General features: G+C 33.2%; 22 protein-coding genes and 1 pseudogene. 9 read left to right on the forward strand and 14 right to left on the reverse strand.

The features are described from left to right. Window positions 1–5: 5 nt before the first annotated feature. Window positions 6–395, reverse strand: coding sequence for a succinate dehydrogenase, cytochrome b556 subunit (gene sdhC / locus ACQH1W_RS04390; protein WP_375332580.1), 390 nt, complete (start codon window positions 393–395; stop codon window positions 6–8). Between the two features lie 454 nt (window positions 396–849). Between sdhC and ACQH1W_RS04395 the strand changes: the two genes are divergently transcribed. Together ACQH1W_RS04395 and ACQH1W_RS04400 are read left to right on the forward strand one after the other, a co-directional pair. Further along, entirely contained in the window at window positions 850–1,062 is a 213-nt protein-coding gene (locus ACQH1W_RS04395; RefSeq protein WP_341748051.1) for a hypothetical protein, read from the forward strand. Then, complete coding sequence (locus ACQH1W_RS04400; RefSeq protein ID WP_341748052.1) at window positions 1,043–1,390, forward strand: type II toxin-antitoxin system PemK/MazF family toxin; 348 nt, start codon at window positions 1,043–1,045, stop codon at window positions 1,388–1,390. Before ACQH1W_RS04395 ends, ACQH1W_RS04400 begins: the two co-directional genes overlap by 20 nt. A 264-nt stretch (window positions 1,391–1,654) precedes the next feature. Here the strand turns inward: ACQH1W_RS04400 and ACQH1W_RS04405 are convergent, their stop codons facing one another. Beyond that, window positions 1,655–4,321: a palindromic element RPE1 domain-containing protein gene (locus ACQH1W_RS04405; RefSeq protein ID WP_425360954.1), complete on the reverse strand. Its 2,667-nt coding sequence runs from the start codon at window positions 4,319–4,321 to the stop codon at window positions 1,655–1,657. A gap of 108 nt (window positions 4,322–4,429) precedes the next feature. Here ACQH1W_RS04405 and ACQH1W_RS04410 point away from each other — a divergent pair, with 108 nt between their 5' ends. Continuing rightward, on the forward strand, window positions 4,430–5,734 hold the full coding sequence (locus ACQH1W_RS04410) for a UDP-glucose dehydrogenase family protein (protein ID WP_425361203.1): 1,305 nt from the start codon (window positions 4,430–4,432) through the stop codon (window positions 5,732–5,734). Then, a pseudogene (gene dnaE / locus ACQH1W_RS04415) lies at window positions 5,724–9,065 on the forward strand (DNA polymerase III subunit alpha); the annotation flags it as partial. The gene ACQH1W_RS04410 and the pseudogene dnaE, both read left to right, overlap by 11 nt. A 510-nt stretch (window positions 9,066–9,575) precedes the next feature. Here dnaE and ACQH1W_RS04420 read toward each other — a convergent pair. The 6 genes from ACQH1W_RS04420 to coxB are packed head-to-tail and all read right to left on the reverse strand — an operon-like array spanning window position 9,576 to window position 14,005. Further along, window positions 9,576–9,701 (reverse strand): hypothetical protein, encoded by a 126-nt coding sequence (locus ACQH1W_RS04420; protein ID WP_425360955.1) that lies wholly within the window; start codon window positions 9,699–9,701, stop codon window positions 9,576–9,578. 30 nt (window positions 9,702–9,731) lie between these two features. After that, window positions 9,732–10,487 (reverse strand): gamma-glutamyl-gamma-aminobutyrate hydrolase family protein, encoded by a 756-nt coding sequence (locus ACQH1W_RS04425; protein WP_375333233.1) that lies wholly within the window; start codon window positions 10,485–10,487, stop codon window positions 9,732–9,734. Between the two features lie 10 nt (window positions 10,488–10,497). Beyond that, a complete protein-coding gene (locus tag ACQH1W_RS04430) occupies window positions 10,498–10,938 on the reverse strand; it encodes an RDD family protein (RefSeq protein WP_375332584.1) in 441 nt (146 codons plus the stop codon). Window positions 10,939–10,942: 4 nt separating this feature from the next. Further along, a complete protein-coding gene (ctaD, locus tag ACQH1W_RS04435) occupies window positions 10,943–12,559 on the reverse strand; it encodes a cytochrome c oxidase subunit I (protein WP_375332585.1) in 1,617 nt (538 codons plus the stop codon). An 8-nt stretch (window positions 12,560–12,567) separates the two neighbouring features. Next, complete coding sequence (locus ACQH1W_RS04440; RefSeq protein WP_341762834.1) at window positions 12,568–13,185, reverse strand: CatB-related O-acetyltransferase; 618 nt, start codon at window positions 13,183–13,185, stop codon at window positions 12,568–12,570. A gap of 10 nt (window positions 13,186–13,195) precedes the next feature. Beyond that, window positions 13,196–14,005 carry a cytochrome c oxidase subunit II gene (gene coxB, locus ACQH1W_RS04445; RefSeq protein WP_375332587.1) on the reverse strand — a complete coding sequence of 270 codons (810 nt, stop codon included), beginning with the start codon at window positions 14,003–14,005 and terminating at the stop codon, window positions 13,196–13,198. Between the two features lie 333 nt (window positions 14,006–14,338). On the opposite strand from coxB, the gene ACQH1W_RS04450 reads away from it, so the two are divergent. From ACQH1W_RS04450 to ACQH1W_RS04460, 3 genes are all read left to right on the forward strand, one after another. After that, window positions 14,339–15,091 (forward strand): YebC/PmpR family DNA-binding transcriptional regulator, encoded by a 753-nt coding sequence (locus ACQH1W_RS04450; protein WP_375332588.1) that lies wholly within the window; start codon window positions 14,339–14,341, stop codon window positions 15,089–15,091. Between the two features lies 1 nt (window position 15,092). Next, window positions 15,093–15,827, forward strand: coding sequence for a sugar phosphate nucleotidyltransferase (locus ACQH1W_RS04455; protein WP_375332589.1), 735 nt, complete (start codon window positions 15,093–15,095; stop codon window positions 15,825–15,827). A gap of 358 nt (window positions 15,828–16,185) precedes the next feature. Further along, window positions 16,186–16,491 (forward strand): hypothetical protein, encoded by a 306-nt coding sequence (locus ACQH1W_RS04460; protein WP_375332590.1) that lies wholly within the window; start codon window positions 16,186–16,188, stop codon window positions 16,489–16,491. Window positions 16,492–16,537: 46 nt separating this feature from the next. On the opposite strand, the gene ACQH1W_RS04465 is transcribed toward ACQH1W_RS04460, so the two are convergent. From ACQH1W_RS04465 to ACQH1W_RS04490, 6 genes are read right to left on the reverse strand one after another with little or no spacing between them, the layout of a single operon-like run. Then, window positions 16,538–16,765, reverse strand: a complete 228-nt coding sequence (locus ACQH1W_RS04465; RefSeq protein ID WP_341761935.1) for an HU family DNA-binding protein — start codon at window positions 16,763–16,765, stop codon at window positions 16,538–16,540. Window positions 16,766–16,768: 3 nt separating this feature from the next. Further along, a complete protein-coding gene (gene sppA, locus ACQH1W_RS04470) occupies window positions 16,769–17,683 on the reverse strand; it encodes a signal peptide peptidase SppA (protein WP_375332591.1) in 915 nt (304 codons plus the stop codon). After that, the gene (locus ACQH1W_RS04475) at window positions 17,667–18,428 is read right to left on the reverse strand and encodes an HI0074 family nucleotidyltransferase substrate-binding subunit (protein WP_375332592.1); all 762 of its coding nucleotides are present in this window, start codon (window positions 18,426–18,428) and stop codon (window positions 17,667–17,669) included. The genes sppA and ACQH1W_RS04475 overlap by 17 nt, the downstream gene beginning before the upstream one ends. A gap of 16 nt (window positions 18,429–18,444) precedes the next feature. After that, the gene (gene smpB / locus ACQH1W_RS04480) at window positions 18,445–18,903 is read right to left on the reverse strand and encodes an SsrA-binding protein SmpB (protein ID WP_341758213.1); all 459 of its coding nucleotides are present in this window, start codon (window positions 18,901–18,903) and stop codon (window positions 18,445–18,447) included. Further along, window positions 18,890–19,786, reverse strand: coding sequence for a 4-hydroxy-tetrahydrodipicolinate synthase (gene dapA / locus ACQH1W_RS04485; protein ID WP_375332593.1), 897 nt, complete (start codon window positions 19,784–19,786; stop codon window positions 18,890–18,892). The genes smpB and dapA overlap by 14 nt, the downstream gene beginning before the upstream one ends. Before the next feature lie 25 nt (window positions 19,787–19,811). Further along, window positions 19,812–20,714, reverse strand: coding sequence for a branched-chain amino acid transaminase (locus ACQH1W_RS04490; RefSeq protein ID WP_341762840.1), 903 nt, complete (start codon window positions 20,712–20,714; stop codon window positions 19,812–19,814). A 62-nt stretch (window positions 20,715–20,776) separates the two neighbouring features. On the opposite strand from ACQH1W_RS04490, the gene ACQH1W_RS04495 reads away from it, so the two are divergent. Continuing rightward, window positions 20,777–21,457 (forward strand): response regulator transcription factor, encoded by a 681-nt coding sequence (locus tag ACQH1W_RS04495; RefSeq protein ID WP_341762841.1) that lies wholly within the window; start codon window positions 20,777–20,779, stop codon window positions 21,455–21,457. After that, window positions 21,441–22,742, forward strand: a complete 1,302-nt coding sequence (locus ACQH1W_RS04500) for a sensor histidine kinase (protein WP_341762842.1) — start codon at window positions 21,441–21,443, stop codon at window positions 22,740–22,742. The genes ACQH1W_RS04495 and ACQH1W_RS04500 overlap by 17 nt, the downstream gene beginning before the upstream one ends. The last annotated feature ends 401 nt before the right edge of the window (window positions 22,743–23,143 follow it).

The following is a 23,143-nucleotide window of genomic DNA, read 5'->3' on the forward strand; positions in this document are numbered from 1 at the left end:
ATAAGTTAAATTAACAACCAAAAAACTAACGTCATCAATATCGAAGCTACTACCACAAACCAACCTGTGAAGTTAATAGCCCTTATTGAAAAGCAATGCCCACTATCCCAAATTAAGTGACGCACCCCATTACATAAATGATAAAACCATGCAAAACTTATGAATATTAGAGGAATTCTAAGTAAATTACATTTAAAGCACTGTAAATATTCAGGATCAAATTTGCTAAAAGCTAGTAAAATAAAGCACCACGACAATATTGATAGTCCAAAAAATAAGCCTATCCCTGTTATACGATGCAAAATAGACAAAACGGTGCTTATCTGCTTTTTATATATCGTCAAATGAGGAGAAGTAGGTCTACTATTATAAATTTCCTGCTTTGTTTTTGTCATAAATTATCTATTAGGTGTAATCTATATCCTGAAATAAATTCAGGATATAGTATACTCAAATAATTTGAAGAATTGGATTTGAAAATGAATGGTGAGCAGGCGTAGCGTACATATAGTATAGTTACGCATGCGAATCCATGATATTTTCAAAAAACAATTCTTCAAAGTAGAAGAGTATATACTGCTCGTAAATGAAGAGTTGATAGACGAAGATCAAAATCATGAAGTGCTAGGAGTCAAAGGGTCGAGGAGCGGAGCGTACATTTAGTACGTGAGCACCGAAGATCCCTGAAGACGACAACGCAATTCTTGATTTTCATCGAGTATACCTATAACTCTAAATAGCAACAGTATAAACGCTAGTTAGAAAATACTCAAGTTTTCATATTGTATTGTATTGTATTGTATTGTACAATAACTATTATACAATAATGAAGTTAATTTTATGAGAACGATGAGTATTAGTTTAAACGAGACCTTATATGATAAATTAAAATATATGATTCCTTCTAAAAAAATTAGTAACTTTGTAAGCAATGCTATTGCTAAAGAATTAGAAAAAAAGGAACTGGAACTTACTTTGGCATATAAAGATGCAGAGCAAGATAATGAACGTCAAAATTTGCTAAAAGAGTGGGATGCAATAGATGACATTAGTAAAAAATAAAGAAATAATACGAGGCAATATTTATTGGGTAAATCTTGATCCAACAATTGGAACTGAAATTCAAAAAACAAGACCTGCAATAGTTATATCTAATAATATTCAGAATAAAATATCTAGTAGAGTAATAATTATCCCCATTACCTCAAATATTAATAATATTTTTCCTTTTGAAGTAAGAGTTACAGTTAACAACAAAACTGCAAAAGCGTTAACTGATCAAATTAGAACCATAGATAAATCTAGATTGGGAGAGTTTATAGAACAGTTGAATAAAACTGAGATTATTAATATTGAAAAAGCTATTAAAGTTACTTTAAGTTTGACTTAAGTAACCTAGATTCGATGTAACATTACCGTGTCTTCATATGTCAATCCCTGCACCTTCAGATGTCATCAACTGTTGAAAGTTAAAAAATCGTCTATTAGCGAATCACTGTTGTAAGGCTTAAACCGTCTATTAGCGAGCGAACGTATGTGAGCGTGGCAATCCATGAAGCTTGTCATATAGATTGCTTCGCTTACGCTCGCAATGACGCTGTGGTATAGGTGTTTATAAACTTTCGACAGTTGTGGGTTGATGACATAGGGACTATTACTCCTTATACTTCATCTCCATAGAGTAAGGCACAACCTTTGAAAATATTTTACCAATTATTGGTACTTTAGTGATAACGTTACTTGCAAAAAAGAAAGAAGGTATTACATTACCTTTAAGCTTCATTTGATGTTTATTAGTATCAATTGTACCTTGCATTGTAAAATCAAAAAATGGTCCGGTAGCTGATGTATCAGCAATATTTATGGTATTACCTATATAACTAAATCTACCTGTCATGTTCCTAAACATGATATCCTTATTATTTAATATAAAACTCATAAAACCTGGGAAAGAAACAACCGATACCATTCTAGTAAGAAAAGGCACATCGGTAGTAACAAAGTGCTTGATATCAAATGTTCCATCTACGATTGGTATCACTTCTCCCTTTTTGGCATCATATCTTTTTGTATCAAGTGTCAGATTTATAATACCAGATTTCATTTTATTATACATACCAATACCTCTAAATAAAGCTCCAGCATTATCACAGGTAACTATCCATTGTTCTAGATCTTTTTTATCTGTAAGTAGCATTTTAAAAGATCTAGTACCAATTTTTGAATTTAAAGAACCAGAAAAACATTTTATTTTATTACAATCAATTTGTAAATTAAGCTTATCAAGCATTATATTATTTTTTAACCTTACCCTATCTACATCAACTGTTAAATGAATATTTTTTGCATCTCCTTCTTTCTCTAAGAATTGCATCATATTAGATTCAGACAAATCTAGTTGTCTTCCCTGAATTTTAGCATTCAAGCTATCTTTACCTAAAAGCAAATTCCCCACTAGATCAGTCGTATTATACTTTATTACAGGTAAAGTAACATCATACTTATCTTCTGCTACTTTAACCTTACCAACTATTTTTAAGTTATTTTCTCCCGAAAGATTAAAATCAATATCACCATTTAGGTTATTATATAACTTGCCAGTTAAAGTAAAGTTAGCTTCACTACCAAGTTTTTTATGTATAGATATTTTATCAATATAAAATTCTAAGTTTTTGAGGTTAGTATTGGCTTTAATGAAGCTTTTCCCATCTTTTTGCTCTTTATATTCAAAATCTAGGACACTATTACCTGAGATTAACTTTAATATACCAACCTTTTGGTTATTACCCACAATGGTAGTTTTTACTTTTAATAGATTCTGATAATCATCTTGGTTATTATCAGTGACATTAACATCGATAAGTAAATTACTGTCATAACCATTAATTTTACCTATACCGATCAAATTTACCTTATCGCCATTAAATGTTCCAGTTATTTTAGCATTTTTTAATATGACATTGTCACTAAATGCTTTGCCATTTACTCCCGTTATTATTGTAGAAATGTCATAAGTATTTTTGATAACTGGGCTAATCGGTATTATTATGCCAATTTTTGAATTAGCAATTCCAGTAATCTTTTTAAGATCGATCCCTTGTTTTTTTACCTTGTTATAATCCTCACTTGATATGAAATCAATTAAATCGTTAACACTTCCCTTAGCATTAGCATTAACGATAAAATTTGATTTATCCATCCCTTGCCAATCAAAAGTTATTATCCCACCCGAAATAAGACTATTACTACTATATGCTTGATTTAATATGAACTTAACAGATAGCCCAGATATAGTAACATCAGTATCAATTTTTCGTAAAGGGGGATAGTCCTTATCATATTGATATTCAAGATCTACAACATGCAGCTTGGCCTTCAATGCAGTTTCTAGGGAAATATTCTTTTCTAAAGAATTTTTATCAAAATTAAAATTAAATTCTCCATTTCTAATATAACCACCTTTCATATATTCCTGTAGAAATAAAATTACTTGATTATCAGGAATAATTTTCTCAACAATTTGATAAATCATTATAGGAATATTCTGAGCATTACCAGTTGCTTGAATTATGCTACCATCCAATACACTATTGAATAATAGATAGGCTTTATCACCAAACTCTAGTTTGCAATTGATCGATTTCTTAGAAGCTCTAGAAATTTTACTGTTATAGGAACAAAATCCTTCACCATCAGGTAATTTTTCACCATAACTATCAAGCAAAGAAATATTTTTTATAGGACCTAAGTTTAACTGTGTTTCAATCTTATTTTTAAAAAAATCCACAATGGATCTAGCAGATATTTGAGCATTTATTACTGGTTGATTATCTTTAGAGATTAAGGAAAAACTATCTATATCAATAGTACTAAGAATAAAAGGCTTGGTTGTTATATCATCAATAGTTCTCTTTCGAAACTCTACTTCTGCTGGTAATTTATTCGTCGCTCCGGTACTCGAATCCTCACGTACATCTAAGTACGCTGCGGTTCTGCGTTCCGTGGCTTCTTTAAATTCCTCAGCATAAGCAAGTTTCGAAAGAGAACTAATAATAAAACTGATTTTGAAATTAGTAATTTCACCTTGGGCGTTATTTGCTAAATCCATAAAGATTTTATCGATTGATAGAATATTATTTCTTACTTGTAAGTTCTTAATCCGTATTTTCATAGCTTTTTTATCAAGGTAAAATTCTATTATCTTCTTAATTGGCTTATCTAAATATCCCTTACTACTACTTAATATTAATAAAGTTAAAATTACTACAATTGTGCAAACTATTATGCTTAGGTTAATAAAAAATCTTTTAATGAGCATCATCTTGTTATTTAGTACTTGATCAGTTAATATATACTTTGCAGCAATATAGCACAACAAACTTGTTGCACTAAGTATATACTGAAAAAAATTTGAAAATTATTTATGAATATTAGACTTCATTTTATAGGCACTGGTTACGTTGGATTAGTATCTGGCGTAATGATGAGTTACCTAGGACACGACGTTACTTGCTTAGATACCGATATTTCTAAAATCGATCAGCTTAAAAAAAATATTTTACCAATTTATGAACCAAAATTAGCCAAGTACCTACCGCCATTAGTAAAGTCTAGTAAGTTGAAGTTTACAGCCAGCTACTCGGCTGAATTAAGAAATGCCCAAGCGGTATTTATTACAGTAGGAACACCACCACTACCTTCAGGGGAGGCAGATTTACAATATATTTTTACTGCTATAGATAATTTATGTGAATGGATCAACGATGATTGTTTGATTGTTATTAAATCAACTGTACCTCCAACAACATGTAACCAAATTATTGATTATTTAAAAAAAAGAAATCTTAAATTTCCTGTTGCCTCAAATCCTGAATTTCTTAGAGAAGGTACTGCTGTAGATGACTTTTTAAACCCTGATAGAATATTAATTGGCACAAATAATAAACACGCAGAAGATTTATTAAAAAAGATATACTTGCCTTTGACTACAAAGAATATATCTCTTATATGTACTGATTTGGTTACTGCAGAACTTACCAAATATGCCTCAAATGCTTTCTTAGCAACAAAGATTGCTTTTATTAATGAAATGGCAAATTTATGTGAAAGAACTGGAGCAAATATCAAAGAACTTTCGATTGCTATGGGACTCGACAAGAGAATAGGTAAAGAATGTTTAAATGCTGGACCTGGATTTGGTGGTTCATGTTTTCCTAAGGATATCTTAGCACTTTCACAAATAGCAGGGCATTATCAATGTAACTTACAAATAGTTAATTCTGTTATAAGTAGTAATGATCAGAGGGTCTATGACATGGCGGATAGGATTCATTATATCATAAATGATAATTTGACTAATAAAAATATTACTGTATTGGGTCTTACTTATAAGGCTGGTACAGATGATATTAGAAGCAGCCCTGCCATTAAAATCATCAAAATCCTAGTTGATAAAGGAGCTAATATCAGGGCATTCGATCCAATAGGTATGGATAATGCTAAAAAAGAGCTAAAAAATATATTTTTTGCCGATTCAGCACTTAGTGCTTGCCAAAATAGTGATATAATTGTAGTGGCAACCGAATGGTCGGAGTTTAAAGATTTAGATTGGTCGCTTATTCGCCATCAAGTTAAATCTCCTATAATTATTGATTTCAGGCATATTCTTAACGGAGATATGCTCAAATCTCTTGGGTTTAAATATTATACTATTGGTACGCAATATGAAGTTTGATTTTATTCACTTAAGAGTACAAAGCTCATACTCATTTCTTGAGAGTGCCTTAACAATTGATCGTATAGTAGAGCTGGCACAATTACACAAAATGCCAGCGATTTGTTTAGCAGATAAGGGTAACTTATTTGGCTCACTAGAGTTTGCTTTGAGTAGCTGCAGGGCGGGGGTGCAACCTATAAATGGGACAATTGTAAACGTTGCTTTTACTAAAGATAATTTTTGTGAAATGGTGCTGATTGCTAAAGATGAGGTAGGTTACAAAAATTTACTAAAAGCAGTTAGTGCTAGTTTCACTGAAAATGATCGCAAAATTTGTAATCATATTACTTTTGATGATTTAGTTAAGTACCATGAAGGGCTTATTATCTTATCCGGTTATACTGATGGGATAATTGGCAAAAGCCTGATTGATGGAAACGAAGAATTAGCCATTTTTTGGACCACTAAGCTACAAAGCATTTTTGGTGATCGTTTCTATTTTGAGATTATGCGGCATAATTTAGCAATAGAACAATCTATAGAAGCAAATTATATAAAAATAGCCGATGACCTTGGTATTCCACTAATTGCTACCAACAAAGTATTGTTTAGCGATGTTAACATGCATGATGCACATGATGTATTATTATGTATATCTGCTGGTGTTAGCAAAGAAGAGGAGAATCGTAAAAAGGTTAGTACTGGATGTTATTTTAAATCACCAAAAGAAATGCTAGAACTTTTTAGTGATTTACCTAATGCTGTACAAAATACCGTCCATTTAGCCCAAAGATGCCACTTTATGGCACATGCTAATCCACTAATGTTACCAAATTTCTCTAGTCTAGATATTAATGAAATAGATCTAATTAAGCAAAACTCCACAGCAGGGTTACTATCAAGACTTGATACAAAATTTAAATGGGAGAATATTGCCATAGATAAACAGCAAGATATTAAACAACAATATCTAACTCGTCTTAATTATGAACTAGATATTATTTGTCGAATGGATTTTGCTGGCTATTTTCTTATAGTCTCTGACTTCATAAAATGGAGTAAAGAGCAAGGTATTATGGTAGGACCTGGTAGAGGCTCTGGGGCGGGATCAATAGTTGCCTGGAGTCTTCTTATCACTGATCTTGATCCTATTAAATTTGGTCTACTATTTGAGCGTTTTTTGAACCCTGAACGTATATCAATGCCAGATTTTGATATTGATTTTTGTCAAGAACGACGAGAAGAAGTTATTAATTATGTACGTTCTAAATACGGAGATAATAAAGTTGGTCAAATCATCACTTTTGGTAAGATGCAGGCAAAAGCCGTTATCAAAGATGTATCACGAGTTCTTGGCTTGCCTTATAAATATGCCGAATATCTAACTGAGCTTGTGCCATTTAATGCTGTTACTCCTGTTACATTAAATCAGGCTATAAAGGAAGTAAAGGAGTTGAACAACGCCGCCCATGGCAACGGTCTATATAATTTAGATGGTCAAGATGAGCTAATAAAACAAGTATTGGATACATCCTTAGTGCTTGAGGGACTTAACAGGCATGCTTCTACACATGCAGCGGGAATCGTTATAGCTGGCAAAGATTTAGTAGAAATATTACCAGTTTATAAAGACCTAAATTCGGATATGTTGGTAGTACAATATTCCATGAAATATGCTGAGATTGCTGGTTTAATTAAATTTGATTTTTTAGGTCTGCAAACTCTGACTGTTATTACTAAATGTCTAGAATTATTAAAACAGCAAGACATAAATATTGATTTTAGTAATATGCTATTTGATGATCAAAAAACTTATGAACTGCTGTGTAGTGGTAGAGCTACCGGTGTTTTCCAGTTTGAAAGTAGTGGAATGCAGGATGCTTTAAGACGTCTTAAACCTGACTCCATCCAAGATATAATAGCGTTAGGAGCATTATATCGCCCTGGTCCTATGGATAATATCCCAACTTATATTGCTTGTAAGCACGGTTTGCAGCTACCAGATTACTTGCATGAGATGCTTAAACCAATTTTAGAAGAGACTTATGGAGTTGTTATATATCAGGAACAGGTCTTAGAAATTGCCAAAGTAATTGCTGGCTATAGCTTAGGTGGAGCAGATTTACTTCGTAAAGCCATGGGCAAAAAAATAAAATCTGAAATGGCAGAGCAAGAAGAAACTTTTATTAAAGGTGCGATAGCTAACAATATTTCACGCCAGCAAGCAGAGTCTATTTTTACAACAGTGGCTAAATTTGCTAGCTATGGCTTTAATAAAGCACACGCATCAGCTTATGGTGTAATATCTTATCAAACCGCCTATCTGAAAGCAAATTTTCCAGCCGAATTTTTGGTAGCTTGCTTAAATCTTGAATTAAATAATCATGATAAAATCAATCTATTCATGCAAGAAGCTAGAAATAACAACATTACTATTATTCCTCCTAATATCAATCTTTCCACTGGTTATTTTAGTACTACTCATGAAGAAGGAAAGACATTTATCATCTATGCCCTAGGTGCTATCAAAAGTGTCACAGCTACTTTTGGCAAAATATTAGCAGAAGAAAGAGTTAAAAATGGTAAGTTTAAAAATATTATAGATTTTATTGAGAGGCTACCGCTTAAATCTATTAATCGAAAATTATTAGAGAATCTTATTAAAGCTGGGTGTTTTGATACGTTACACTCTAATCGTAATCAGTTATTGTTAAGTATCGCTAAACTTTTAGCTTATGCCTCTTCCTATCATGCAGAAAAAGTTTCTGATCAATTTAGCCTGATTAAAGTAAATTCTGCAAGTCAACAAGTGTTAATTGAAGCAGAACCACTTGATAATAATACTGTCTCTTCTTATGAATTTGAAGTATTAGGACTATTCATTACGCTACATCCATTATCAAGATATCAAGATTTGCTAGCTAGGCTTAATATTGCAACATCACTTGACTTACAAAATGATAGTGGTTCTACTTCTAGTAGGCAGATAAGGATAGCTGGGGTAATACAAAAAAAAGATTCACGTATGTCATCTCGTGGAAGGTTTGTAACCTTACAACTATCCGATCAATTTGGTATTTTCGAATTAACTATTTATAGTGAAGAAATACTTAAAAATTTCGTTCACTTACTTGACATTCAATGTTTAGTTGTAGCACACTGTGATTTGTTTAAGGATGCTGGGGGAACAAGGTTAATCGCTAAAAGCTTCACAACTATTGACGATATAATGAATGAAGAACGACTAGAGATAAAACTCTATCCACAAAATCATTATGAACTATGTCAAATCGTTGATTTGCTTAAAAAGCGTATTAGCCCTGAACGTAGTAATACAAGAATAATTTTATTGCTTAAAGTAAGTATACAAGATGAATTTCAAGAGTTGGCTAGGTGTACGAGTGGTGAGCGGACTAGGCGTAGTCAAACCTTTGTTCCTACGCGAAGTCCCATCGTGCCACAACGCCAACACTTGAAAGGCAAAGGGTATATAAATAATAACTTTACTGCTCGAGTCCATTTACCAGAAATTTTATGTCTAGAAACTGAAGATTTTGAATTTTTAAATCGGTTTATGCTAGGTTCTAGTTAATTCCCTAGATTTTACCTCATTCTATGTAAGAGATCATTAGACTTCTTTCGAAACTCGCTTATGCTGAGGGATTTGAAGGAGACGCGGAACCTCGACCCGCAGCGTACTCTAATGTACGTGAGGATTCGAGTACCGCATCGACGTACAAATCACCAGCAGAAGTAGAGTTTCGAAAGAAGTCTATTTTAACAGTCTCGATGTCATCCCATAACTGTTGAAAGTTAAAAAATCGTCTATTAGCGAAATGCTGTTGTAATGCTTAAACCGTCATTGCAAGAAGCCGCTGCAAGAAGCGGTGACGTGGCAATCTTGTGAAGTAGTACTCAAATCACCTAGAGGCTGCCTAACAAAGGCAGATATTACTTCATGAGATTGCCCCGTCGGCGATTTCATCGTCTCCCTCGCTAATAAACGGTTCTTTGGCTAAAACTTTTTCGGCTTAGCTATAGCTTCGATCAATCCTTTAAATAAATTTAAATCATTAGGGTTTAAATATTCAGGATGCCATTCTACTCCTATAACAAATTTGTGATTTATTGACTCAATTGCTTCAATTATCCCGTCCGGTGCTGTCGCTGCAACTCGGAGTCCCTCGCCTATTTTTCCTATTGCTTGATGGTGGCTCGAATTAACCATACAAGTTCGCTTATTTCCCGATAAGTTTGCAAGAATAGTGTTTGGTTCTATCGTTATAGAATGCGATAATGTATGTTTGGGGGCAGGTTGCTCGTGGTTAATAACCGTAGCTACTCCGGCTTGTGACTTTATGTAATCAGGTATATGCTGGATAAGGTTGCCACCGCATACTACATTTAACATCTGCATACCACGACATATTCCAAGGAAGGGCATATTCTTTTCTAGAGCTTTTTGGGTAAGTAGTAACTCAAAATTATCCCGTTGGTCGTTGGTAGCTGTTCTATCACAAGTGAATTCTTGACCATAAAATTTAGGGTGAATATCCTCATCACCGCCGGGAATAATTAGTCCATCGATAATTGACAGCATCACTTCAATTGTATCATATTGATAGGGTAGCATTAAGGGGATTCCCCCAACTTTTATCACGCTATCTGCATAATTTTGCCTAATTGCATACCAAGGAAAAGTAGCATAGGCATATTTTTCAGAATTATTAGCCAAATCTAGAGTGATTCCTATTACTGGTTTTTTCTGTATCATACTAACCTTATCGCCTTACCATGCGAGTGCCACAAATTATGTCATGTAAACACTTTTTTTCATCAGTACATATCATGCAGACAATACTTATAATCCCTAATATTACAGTACTACTTATTAGTGCTAATATAATAAATCTAATCAACGCTTTTAAAAAGCTTATTCGTGTACCATCCTCGTTTATGATCTTCATGCCCAATATATAACCGCCAAGAGTTGCTTGCATTGAAGATGACTCAAATATTGCCTCATATATAATTGTTAATGATAGCATTATTAATGTCGGAATGGAAGAATAGGCTAGTGCCTCGGCTATTACTGCACCGTCTAGTAGAGAGTCACTTACTAGTATCATAGTCACACAAATTAGAAAAAAAATAATTAAAATTCGATCCAAAACTACAGCAATAGATCTTCGCCAAAAGCCACAATAGATATATTCATTCATAAAATTATTTTCCTTTATGTGATGTTTCAAAAGTATGAAATGGTGGTGGAGAGGAGATTGTCCATTCAAGAGTATCTGCCCCATCACCCCAAGGATTATTTGGGCATTTTTTCCCATATTTCAGAGTATAAATAACAATAAATACAAAATAAAGAGCTGCAACAAATGAAATACTAGCTCCGATAGATGAAACCATATTCCAACCGGCAAAAGCATCAGGATAATCCGGTATTCTTCTTGGCATACCAGCTAATCCTAGAAAATGTTGAGGGAAAAATGTTAAATTAACACCGATAAAGGTAATGCAAAAATGAATTTTGCCCATCATTTCAGGATATTGCCGTCCTGACATTTTACCAAACCAATAATAGAACCCAGCAAATGCAGTAAATAACGCCCCAAGCGACATAGTGTAATGGAAATGTGCTACCACATAATATGTATCATGTAAAATTCTGTCGATTGCTGAATTTGATAATATTATGCCAGTAACTCCGCCAATAGTAAATAGCAAGATAAACCCTATGGAAAATAACATAGGAGTTTCAAAAGTAATTGATCCTCCCCACATTGTGGCAATCCAGCTAAAGATTTTGATACCAGTAGGTACAGCAATAATCATCGTACCAGCAGTAAAATAGATTAATGCATTGTACGAAAGCCCAACCGTAAACATATGATGAGCCCAAACTATAAAACCAACAAATCCGATAATTACCATAGCTACCACCATACCAAAATAACCGAATATTGGCTTACGGGAGAAAGTAGAGATGACCTGACTGACTATACCAAATCCCGGCAATACTACAATATATACTTCTGGATGACCAAAGAACCAAAATAAATGCTGAAATAATACTGGATCTCCGCCACCATCAGGCTTAAAAAAAGTAGTACCAAAATTTCGATCAGTCAGTAACATGGTTATTGCACCCCCTAACACAGGAATTGCCAGTATCAACAAGAAGGCAGTAACCAAAATTGACCAAACAAATAAGGGCATTTCAAATAACCCCATACCATCAGTTCTCATATTAAAGATAGTGACAATCATATTAATTGAACCAAGAATGGAGGAAAGCCCTGTAAGATGTAAGCTTAAAATAGCCATATCCACAGCAGCCCCAGGATGTCCTACTAGACTACTTAGAGGAGGATAAAATGTCCAACCAGTACCAGCTCCTCCATCAACCAAACCTGACAGCATTAATAATATAAAAGCAGGGACAAGTAGCCAAAAACTTATATTATTTAGCCTGGGAAAAGCCATATCCGGGGCATCTATTAAAATTGGTATGAAGTAATTACCAAATCCGCCAAATAAAGCTGGCATAATCATGAAAAATACCATAATTATAGCATGAGCGGTAATTAATACATTGTATAGCTGATAATTACCACCTAGTAGATGCCCGCCGGGTACTGCTAGTTCTAACCTAAAAATAACAGAAAATAATCCACCAACAAGCCCAGCAAATATGGCAAATATAATATACATTACGCCAATATCTTTGTGATTAGTGGAAAAAATCCATCTTTGTAAACCCGTAGGGGTTTCGTGATGATCAGATATTACTTCTGCAAGAGGTCTAGTAGAGGCTTGATCTTTAAGTGTCATAATGGGTACTATTTACATTCTTTAAGTTGATTAATATCTGCCCCTACTATGACCTTGATATTTCTAGTAATTTTATCATAATCCCAATCCCACCATTTTATTTGTACTAACTCATTGATTATATCATCGGAGAATCTTTTTCTAATAATTTTACTAGGATTACCTGCAACGATAGAGTAGGGGGGTACATCCTTGGTAACCACTGCATATGCTCCGATAATTGCTCCATCTCCTATTGTTACTCCTGGCATAATGACTGCATTCGTACCAAACCACACATCATTACCAACTACGGTATTTCTTCTTTTATCAAGAGTTGGCGTATAATTGTTCCAATTCTCGAAAATAAAAAATGGATAAGTAGAAAAGCCATCCATTGGGTGATTCACATCATCCATGATGAAAATGGTTCTCATGGCGATAGAACAAAACTTACCTATAATTAATTTACACTCATGGCATCCTATGATATTATTACGCTCAAAATATTCGGGGTGCTGGTTATCATGATAGTAAGTATAATCACCTACCATTATGTTAGGATTGTGAATAAAATGTTTTAAAAATACGGTTTCTTTAACCTGTTTTGCGTAAAGATGTGGATAATGCTTGTTGAAATGTACCATAGTAACTCCTTTATTTAATTGATTTTAAGGCTAATTTTTTGTTAGTCTTCATATCCATAGAAAATTTTGATTTTGCCATAATCAACCAGTTTTGAAATTCTTCCTTACTTACCACTTCAATGGCAATCGGCATAAAACCGTGATTAACACCGCAAAGTTCTGAACATTGACCATAATACACGCCTTTTTTGCTAATTTTAGTCCAAGTTTCATTGATTCTTCCAGGAACCGCATCGATCTTTATACCTAACGCTGGTACTGCAAAACTATGTATGACGTCTCCCGCCGTAATTAGAAATTTCACAGTAGTATTTTCTGGTATGATAATACGGTTATCGACATCTAATAAGCGTTTTTGACCAAGTTTTAATTTTTCATCGGTAATTAAATAACTATCAAATTCGATATTATCGTGATCAGGGTATATATAATGCCAATACCACTGATAGCCCACGACCTTAACAGTCATATCTATTTCAGGAATTTTTTCTGCAAAACGTAAAATACGAAATGATGGTATGGCAATAATAACTAAAATTATTATAGGGATTATCGTCCAAATAACTTCAATTAAGATATTATGAGAAAATTTTGCTGGAATAGGGTTGGCTTTTGCATTAAATCTAATACAAACATAGACTAGTAAAATGGTAATAAAGACAACTATTCCTCCTGATATTAACAGTAGGAAATTGTGAAATCCGTGAAGCTCTTCCATCAGAGGGCTTGCTGGAGTTTGTAACAACATTTGCCACGCCTGAGGTTCTGAGGCTAAGCAATTGTGAGCAAATAAAAGATATAAAATTACAAATTTTTTCATATTTGGTATTAGTGGGTTTGATTCTATATGCTATAGTTAGACAATATAAGACGATATATAGTTTTATTAAAGTAAAAAATAGGGTATAGTGCAAAAACTTGAGGAATTTATCATTGACTTTAAGCTGCCTTCTGATACGATTCGACCTACTAATAAGTATACTACTCGTAAATGAAGAGTTAATAGACGAAGATCAAAATCATGAAGTGCTAGGAGTCAAAGGGTCGAGGAGCGGAGCGTACATTTAGTACGTGAGCACCGAAGAACCCTGAAGACGACAACGCAATTCTTGATTTTCATCGAGTATATACTCAAATGATTTAAGATTACAATATGGCAGGTCATTCAAAATTTAAAAATATTCAGCATCGAAAAGGTACGCAAGATAAGAAAAGGGCGAAAGTTTTTACTAAGCTAATTAGAGAAATTATCACTGCTGCTAAAATGGGAATTGATGTAAGCAATAATCCACGCCTGCGGAGTAGCATAGCTGCAGCACGCAGTCAGAATTTGCCAAAGGATCGAATAGATAAGGCAATAAGTGCAGCAAGTGATTCGAATAATAACGAACATTATACAGAGATTAGATATGAAGGCTTTGCTCCGGGTGGTATTGCAATAATAGTAGAGGCTTTAACTGACAATAAAAATCGCACAGCTGCTGAAATTAGGTCGGCTTTTACTAAATTTGGTGGTAATTTAGGTGAGACTGGAAGTAGCAGTTATATGTTTGACCATCTTGGAGTAATACAATACCCAGTGGAATTAACATCGGCAGAATCTATATTGGAAAGTAGCCTAGAGGCTGGGGCAAAAGATGTGATTTCTGAAGAAGATGCGTATTTAATCTATACAGATATTGAGGATTTTGTACAAACTCTTGAATCTTTGACTAATAAATATGGACCTCCTGAGGAATCCTATATCGGTTGGATTCCTCAGAATATCATGATTATAGAAGATAAAGATAAGGCAGAGAAGCTATTAAAATTAGTGGATCTTTTAGAAGAAAGCGATGACGTACAAAAAGTTTTTGGTAATTATGAATTATCTGATGCAATTTATCAAGCTATGAAGGATATTTAATATGGATTGCCAAATTATTGTTCTAGCTGCTGGTAATGGTAGAAGAATGGAATCTTCGTTACCAAAAGTAATGCATGAAGTTGGTGGTAGACCTATGCTTGATAGGGTGCTAACAAATGCCAAAAAAGTGACTAACGATGTTATCTTAGTTCACTCATTGCAATTAGAAAAATATATTTCTTCTTATAAAGAGGTTTGTAAATTTGCATTGCAGCTAGAACGATTGGGTACTGCTCATGCGGTATATACGGCTTTAGACTTAGTTGATGACAATAAAATTGTAGCAGTGCTTTACGGAGATAATCCTTTAATCACCGCAAATATTATTAACGATTTATTAGACCACCTAATTTCTACAAATTCAGCCATTACAACGTTATGCTTTAGACGTGATAACCCGGGGCAATATGGACGAATAGTTACTGATGAACTAGGAAATTTTTTAAAAATTGTGGAATTTAAAGAAGCAACGAGTGAAGAACAAGCTATAACAATTTGTAATTCTGGTATTATGGCTTTTGAAGCTGGTATATTAAAAAAATATCTACCTACTATTTTTTTAGGTAAGGTTGATAGATCAAAAGAGTTATATTTGACCGCCCTTGTAAAAATAGCTAAGGATAGTGGAGAAAAAGTATCATATTTGCTATCTTCAGACCACGACATAGTGCTTGGAGTAAATACTAAACAGGAGCTAGAAGAAGCTAATAAAACTATTGCTAAGTTAATGGGCTAGGTAATACACACAAAATTCTTCAACGTCATTGTGAGGAGTCGCGAAAAAGCGGCGACGCAGCAATCTAGGATACGCGAAGTGTTACTCTAAAAAAACAGCTTCGCTGTTCCTAGATCGCCACGGCATCTAACGGTGTCTTGCGATGACGGTTATACAAAAAATGTAGGGTGCTATGCCATGTGAGACGCGATACTAAAACATTTTCAATACAAACATATTTCTAAAAAATATAGTTTTTATTGAGTGTTTTAATGTTACAAATTAACCTCAAACGTTAAATTAATTGGCAACTTGGGTTAAAGAATTAGATGTAGACGTTGATTACAGTCTAATTTGAGTAAGTAAAAAGTCAAAAAATATGCCAAACCCAATAACTTACACAATAGAAAACTTAAGCGATGCACGAGAGTTCTTATCCAAATTCCATAATCCGGTTATTTTAACTAACAAAAGTGGTAGCACGAGATATTATGGTATGCTAGTGTGGGATTATATTTTTAAAAAACTAATTGAAGAATTTCCCCAAATCGTAAAAATTATTGTTAATGTAGGAAACGATCACGCAGCTTTATTTACCGCTATCAAACTTAATTACCAAAATATAGTTTATACTGGTAAATCAGCAGAGGCTAGGAAGTTGGCTTTGGCTCATAGTATAACATGAGAACGCGAATTCGGGATAAGAATTATTCCCTCCCTTTTCCAAAAGCCTAGCGATGTCCACGATAATAGACAGTTTTATATGACCGCTCACTATTGGGAAATTTCCGCTCCCTAATTGAGAAGCTACCGAAGCCTCTAATTTCAATACGATTTTGCTCAGCGAGGCTAGACTGTAAATAATCAAATACCAAATCTATAGAATCTTTTATATCTTCCTTAGAAAGATAATTAAGTTCCTTAGATATTTTATCCACTAAATCAGACTTTCTTGCCATAAATTAAAAAATTGCTTTTATCCCTTGAAATTTATTTTTAAAAAAACTTGGTAAAACACTATCAAAATCCTCCATAATAATTTCAAGAAATTTTGATTTCGGTTTTATTTTAAATTCTTTTACCTTCAAATCTTTATCAATTTTTTTGACTTCCTGTAACCATTTAATCGCATCATCCTCAGAACCCACAGCATCAACAAGTTTTAGTTTCAAAGCTTGGCGACCAGAATATATCCGACCATCAGCTATTTTTTTAACTTCTTCAATTGCTAATCCCCTTCTTAAAGCAACGAGTTCAATAAAATAATCATAAGTATCCTGTACATTAGACATTATAGCCTGACGAACAGCTTCTGTAACTTTCTCAGTAGGATTAGGAGCGGCTTTTAATTCCCCGGATTTAAAATTATTGAAGGTAATACCTAGTGTCTTTGCTAAATCTGTGACTTCTAGAGTTTGGAGAATCACACCAATTGAGCCAGTAATCGTTCCATTATGACTAATTATGTAATCCCCTCCTAATGATATCAAATATCCTCCACTCGCTGCCAATGTACCCATAACAATCACTACCGGTTTTTTTGCTGATATTTTTCTGAGTATATTGTAAATTTTCTCTGATCCAACCACAGTTCCACCAGGAGAATTGACATTAACAATTAGAGCATTAATCTTATCATCATCAATGATTTTTTCCAATCTTTTATCACGTTTTGTATCCTCAAAAATTATATCTTCTATTGAAACTGCAGCTATATAGTTACTATTAGTAGTTACATATTCAGAACTTGACAAATCAAATTTCTTAATCATCACAACAATTAAAACTATAAACATTAAAATTGTTGCTAACTTCCACAGCCTTAATTTTAATTTATTTTGCTTTCTTTCAATTATGTAGTCAGGAGTTATTGTCATTAACTTTACCTATTTGTTTATATGGAAGTATAATGGGTGCTTTAGGCTCTAAGAAGTTAAGGTGCTGTGCTAGTTTTTGGTAAGTCTCCCAAAGAACTGGGTAATAAATTTTGATATTCTCAAAAACTTTTCTTGCATCTTGCCATTTGTAAACATGCGATGTATTATTTCGATCACCCAGCATAGATAGCCACAATTCTTCTTGGTCTATTAATTTGAACTGAAATGATTTACGTAGAACATCACGAGGAGTAGTACTTTCAATTTTTTCATATGCTAAAATTTTCTTCAATACTTTCCAATACAGCTCTATTACAAACTCAAATCTTTGAATTGCAGCATCTTGCATATATTCTATTTTCTCTAAATCTTGATGCGTTAATACATCGTTTAGTCGTAAAAGTGCATCTCTTAGGGAATAAAAATAATCTGCCCATAATATTTTGTCCATAAAATTCCCATTTTTGCTATATAACAGTTTTTTAAATTTCAAAATGTTATTTCTAAGTGCATCGTTTTCATTAAGTGTATTAAATCTTATGCAATCAATTTTGAGTAAAGTATTGGCATTATCTACTATTTCAAGAACAATATCCCAATCTTGCCTACTCGCATTTGGGCATAAGATCGCAATATCAATATCAGACCTCTCTTGATTATCACCTCGCATACGTGAGCCAAAGAGCCAAATCTCATCTATAAAATCTAACTTGGCTAATTTGTTAATAAAACTATAGTGTTGCATAAAAATATATTACACCCTACTTCGCACGCATAATCCGCCCCTGATCCCTCTTCCAATCTTGTTCTTTAATAGACTGTCTTTTATCATGTAATTTTTTACCTTTTGCTATGCCTAACTCAACTTTTACTTTATTTTTTTTATTGAAATATAAAGAAAGAGCAACAAGAGTGTAGCCTTTTAGGCGAATTTTACCAATTATTTTCTTTATTTCACTAGAATTAAGAAGCAACTTACGAGTCCTTCTAGTCGAATGATTAAATCTGTTAGCTTTGTCATATTCCGCAATATGGCAATTATATAAAAACACTTCATTTGCAGAATTTTCTGCATGACTATCTTCTATACTAGCTTTTCCTTGACGCAGCGATTTAACTTCACTTCCGGTTAATATTATGCCAGCTTCAATTTTTTCTTCAATAAAGTAATTGAAATATGCTTTTTTATTTTGTGCTATTATTTTCTTATATTCCGACATAGTCCATAGCTTTATTTACTTTTTCCTCAGTAACTTTCAACGCTGAAGTTAAAGGAAGCCTTAACTCGTTAGAACATAATCCTAATCTGCACGCTGCATATTTCACTGGTATAGGGTTTGTTTCTGCAAATAATGCTTTATATAAGGGTAGTAACTGCTGCTCTATTCGCAGAGCTTCTTTATAATTACCAGCATGACAATTATCCTGTAATTTCTTGCACAAACTAGGTGCTATATTAGAGGCAACAGAAACGCACCCTACTCCTGATTGAGCATTATAAGATAACGCTATTCCATCATTACCACACAATAAGTTAAAATCTTTGCTTACAGCAGCCTTAATTCTCAAAGGACGTTCTAAATCATTACCTGCATCTTTAAAAGCTACAATACGTGGTAGTTTACTGAGCCTAACTATCGTGTCATCTGAAAAGTCAACCACAGTTCTACTAGGTACTGAATACAGCATTATGGGCAAATTACTTGCCCTATCTATAGAAGCATTATGTATAGCTTCAAAATGTAAATAAATTCCTTCTTGCATGGGTTTTACGTAAGAAGGAATACTACACATAAGCCCATCAACAGGAATTTTTGTACATATTTTTATCATATCTATAGCTATACTGGTAGTAATAGCGGAACAACCTGCTATTATTTGGGTACGGTTTTTAGTAATTTCTACAGCTATTTCTAACAAAGATTGATATTCCTGTAAACTTAAGCTAGGCCCCTCACCAGTAGAACCAGCAATCACTACTCCATCAACTTTATTATCAATTTGATAGTTAAGTATTTTCTCCAAAGAAACAAAATCTAATTTATTATCCTTAAACGGGGTTATAATGGCTGTAATAAGACCTTTAAATATATTATTGTTCATCGCATCAATTCCATTATATCACTATTTATTTACGCACTAAGCTATTATATTCTTTTTTTAACAAATTAGTAATTTTACTATCTTCAAAGATAATATTTTGATCACCCCGGTTAATCGATTTAATCCCCTTAACTTCTGCAGCTGTACCAGTCATAAAACATTCATTAAACTCCCCTAACCTATCTAGAGTTATGTACTCTTCCTTGACCTCAAGATTTAACTCTTTAGCAAGTTTTATAACTGTTTGACGCGTTATGCCATTTAAAAAACTATCAGCTATCGGTGTAAATAATTGCTCTCCTTTTACAAAAAAGATATTTGTAGTAGTACATTCAGCAATAAATCCTCGCCAATCTAATAGAACTGCATCACTATAACCCAAAGACTTAGCTTCTTTTTGGCATACTATCATCATATTGTAATGTCCTGATGATTTACACTGTGGCGGTAGTGAGTTTGGATGGCATTTCCGCCAACGTGCAATATGCAAACTTAAATCATCAGAAGGTCTAGGAGTTGATGGAACAGCAGCAATTAATAAATTAACCGATAAATTTACATTAGTTAGATTAAGAGATTCACTACCATACCAAATTAAAGGACGAACATACGCATCTTTAATATTATTTTTTTCTATAAGTAAGTGATGAGCTTTTATAATATCTTCAAAACTATATGGTATTTCCATAGCTAAAGTTTGTGCCGATTCTATCAAACGCTGTGTATGTTCTTCTAATTTAAAAATTTTTCCATCATAGGCTTTTTCTCCCTCAAAAACTCCACCAGAATAATGTAAACTATGAGTAAGAACATGTATGTTAGCTTCTTGCCAAGCAATAAAATTACCATTAATCCAAATATAACTTGATAATTGTTTAAGGTTTCTAGGTCGCTCTTCTACAATTATATTTTCTTGTGTTATTATCATTGTCAACCTTCCATTATTAAGTTAATATATTTTCACTACTTATAAATACCGAAATTTTATTTATGCAAAGCCCTAAGCCTCACATTCTTGTAGTCGATGATGATACTAGAATACAAAAACTTTTAAAACAGTTTTTGTATAAAAACGACTTTTTAGTATCAACAGCAGCTTCTGTCCAAGAAGCTGAGGAACTATTAAAATCCTCTATCTATGACTTAATTATTCTAGACGTTATGTTGCCGAATGTTACAGGACTTGATTTTGCCCATACTATAAGATCAAGTAAAAACCTTATACCAATTGTTATGCTAACTGCACTATCACAACCAAGTGATCGTATCAAGGGATTAGAATCCGGTGCATCTGATTATCTGACCAAACCTTTCGAACCGAAAGAATTATTACTCAGGATTAATAACCTATTAAATAGCTACAATAATTATAAAAAACAAGATAAAATCAAGCGATTCGGCAATAATTATTATAATTTAGAATCAAAGGAATTTATAAAAAATAATCAACCTGTACAATTGAGTTCTACAGAACAAAAATTGCTAGAAGTATTATTAAAACACAATGGACAAGAAATGAAACGTGATGAGTTGTCAAAAATAATGGGAGGGCTTAGCCCTCGTTCTATTGACGTACAAATTGTCAGAATAAGAAGTAAGATTGAAGATGACCCTAAAGAACCAAAATATCTAAAAACCATACGGAATAGCGGTTATGCTATTTATACATAAACTTATACCACAAACTTTACTGGCTAGATTTGTTCTCATTATTATTGTTCCAACATTAATAGGACAAATTCTAGCAGTGTTTTTGTTCTATGATCGTCACTGGTATAATGTTTCTTATTATACTAGCAATATTATTGCTAATGAAATTATTTCCCTTCTTGAACAAAACGACAATAATCTATTAGAAAAAAACACAACAGAGACAAATTATTTAAATTTGTCGTATCAGTTTCATCAAGAATTAAACTTGCCACGCAAACAACCTAGAATTAGTGAAGAATTAGAGATTTTTAAAAATATTATTAACGTAAAAATTAATAAGAAAAATATAGTAAAGATTAATGATTCAAAAAGAATTGAAGTATTACTCCAATTAACCGATGGTTTACTAAAAATAACTTTCCCCGCAAAATTATTGATGAATCCAACTGCTTACATTTTTGTTCTATGGTTAATCTTCTTAACTATTTTACTACTTTCTGTTTCCTTAATCTTCTCTAAAAAGCAAATTAACTCCATTTTAACTCTTGCAGATGCTGCTGATCAATTCGGACAAGGAATTACAAGATTACCAACATTTAAACCTTCTGGTGCAAAAGAAATTAAAAAGGCTGGTATTGCTTTTCTTAAAATGAAAGAAAGAATTGAAAAACAAATCACTAAAAGAACTAGAATGTTAGCTATGATTTCACATGATTTATGTACTCCTTTAACTAGAATGAAATTACAACTGGAGTTAATGAACAAATCTGAAGAAACAGAAGGTCTTAAGGAAGATATACTTACCATGCAACAAATGATAAAATCATACCTTGACTTTGCTAAGGGTGAAAATGGTGAAGAAGCTCAAATAATTGAGTTATCTTCTTGGCTGTCTACTATCATAAATAAATGGTCTGTTGCCAATATTGAGCTGCTTGCAACAGAGCAGATAATAGCACAAATCAAGCCTATCAACTTTGAACGTGCAATATCTAACGTAATAAGTAATGCTATAAAATATTCTACAAAAATAAGAATTACTGTATATTCTAGTTCTACTAATGCCATAATAAAAATTGAAGATAATGGTATTGGCATAAAGGATGCAGAGAAATTATTAGTGTTTAAAGCATTTTATCGTTCAGATAAGTCACGCCCACTTAATAATTCAGGTAATGTTGGACTTGGTCTTGCTATTACTAAAGAAATAATCATTGATCATAATGGAACAATATCCTTGCAGGATAGTAAAATTTTAGGTGGTTTATTGGTTGAAATTTCGCTACCTAACCTCAAGTGTTGATGTAATACCAATTCCCAAAATTAATTTATTCTGAGGAATTTGAAGGAGACAAAGGAAGCACAAAACCGCAGCGTACAAAGACGTACGTGAGGATTTGAGTACCGGTATCACGTACAAATTACCAAAAGAAATTAATCTCGGGAATTGGTATAAGACATCGGTTTAATAGCCTAGGGTGTCAATCCCTGCGTAAGCAGCTTACTATTACCCATAAGTTTTTCTTGACATTTATGGTAATAGGAAGACTAATAGCTAGGGAGATAAGTTAAAATCGTCCCTTTAAAGGAAAGAAATAAACCGTCTATTAGCAAGAAGACCGTAGGTCGACGAAGCAATTGACAAGCTTCATGGATTGCCACGCTCACATACGTTCGCTCGCTAATAGACGGCTTAAGCCTTAT

The sequence above is a fragment of the Candidatus Tisiphia endosymbiont of Stenodema calcarata genome (assembly GCF_964030695.1).
In the GTDB taxonomy this organism is placed as follows: Bacteria; Pseudomonadota; Alphaproteobacteria; order Rickettsiales; family Rickettsiaceae; genus Tisiphia.

Bases quoted from the DNA above. Each gene is read 5' to 3' on its own strand.
- sdhC (WP_375332580.1), bottom strand. From the start codon at position 395: ATGACAAAAACAAAGCAGGAAATTTATAATAGTAGACCTACTTCTCCT.
- ACQH1W_RS04395 (WP_341748051.1), top strand. From the start codon at position 850: ATGAGTATTAGTTTAAACGAGACCTTATATGATAAATTAAAATATATG.
- ACQH1W_RS04400 (WP_341748052.1), top strand. From the start codon at position 1,043: ATGACATTAGTAAAAAATAAAGAAATAATACGAGGCAATATTTATTGG.
- ACQH1W_RS04405 (WP_425360954.1), bottom strand. From the start codon at position 4,321: ATGATGCTCATTAAAAGATTTTTTATTAACCTAAGCATAATAGTTTGC.
- ACQH1W_RS04420 (WP_425360955.1), bottom strand. From the start codon at position 9,701: ATGAAATCGCCGACGGGGCAATCTCATGAAGTAATATCTGCCTTTGTT.
- ACQH1W_RS04430 (WP_375332584.1), bottom strand. From the start codon at position 10,938: ATGAATGAATATATCTATTGTGGCTTTTGGCGAAGATCTATTGCTGTA.
- ctaD (WP_375332585.1), bottom strand. From the start codon at position 12,559: ATGACACTTAAAGATCAAGCCTCTACTAGACCTCTTGCAGAAGTAATA.
- ACQH1W_RS04440 (WP_341762834.1), bottom strand. From the start codon at position 13,185: ATGGTACATTTCAACAAGCATTATCCACATCTTTACGCAAAACAGGTT.
- coxB (WP_375332587.1), bottom strand. From the start codon at position 14,005: ATGAAAAAATTTGTAATTTTATATCTTTTATTTGCTCACAATTGCTTA.
- ACQH1W_RS04450 (WP_375332588.1), top strand. From the start codon at position 14,339: ATGGCAGGTCATTCAAAATTTAAAAATATTCAGCATCGAAAAGGTACG.
- ACQH1W_RS04455 (WP_375332589.1), top strand. From the start codon at position 15,093: ATGGATTGCCAAATTATTGTTCTAGCTGCTGGTAATGGTAGAAGAATG.
- ACQH1W_RS04460 (WP_375332590.1), top strand. From the start codon at position 16,186: ATGCCAAACCCAATAACTTACACAATAGAAAACTTAAGCGATGCACGA.
- ACQH1W_RS04465 (WP_341761935.1), bottom strand. From the start codon at position 16,765: ATGGCAAGAAAGTCTGATTTAGTGGATAAAATATCTAAGGAACTTAAT.
- sppA (WP_375332591.1), bottom strand. From the start codon at position 17,683: ATGACAATAACTCCTGACTACATAATTGAAAGAAAGCAAAATAAATTA.
- ACQH1W_RS04475 (WP_375332592.1), bottom strand. From the start codon at position 18,428: ATGCAACACTATAGTTTTATTAACAAATTAGCCAAGTTAGATTTTATA.
- smpB (WP_341758213.1), bottom strand. From the start codon at position 18,903: ATGTCGGAATATAAGAAAATAATAGCACAAAATAAAAAAGCATATTTC.
- dapA (WP_375332593.1), bottom strand. From the start codon at position 19,786: ATGAACAATAATATATTTAAAGGTCTTATTACAGCCATTATAACCCCG.
- ACQH1W_RS04490 (WP_341762840.1), bottom strand. From the start codon at position 20,714: ATGATAATAACACAAGAAAATATAATTGTAGAAGAGCGACCTAGAAAC.
- ACQH1W_RS04495 (WP_341762841.1), top strand. From the start codon at position 20,777: ATGCAAAGCCCTAAGCCTCACATTCTTGTAGTCGATGATGATACTAGA.
- ACQH1W_RS04500 (WP_341762842.1), top strand. From the start codon at position 21,441: ATGCTATTTATACATAAACTTATACCACAAACTTTACTGGCTAGATTT.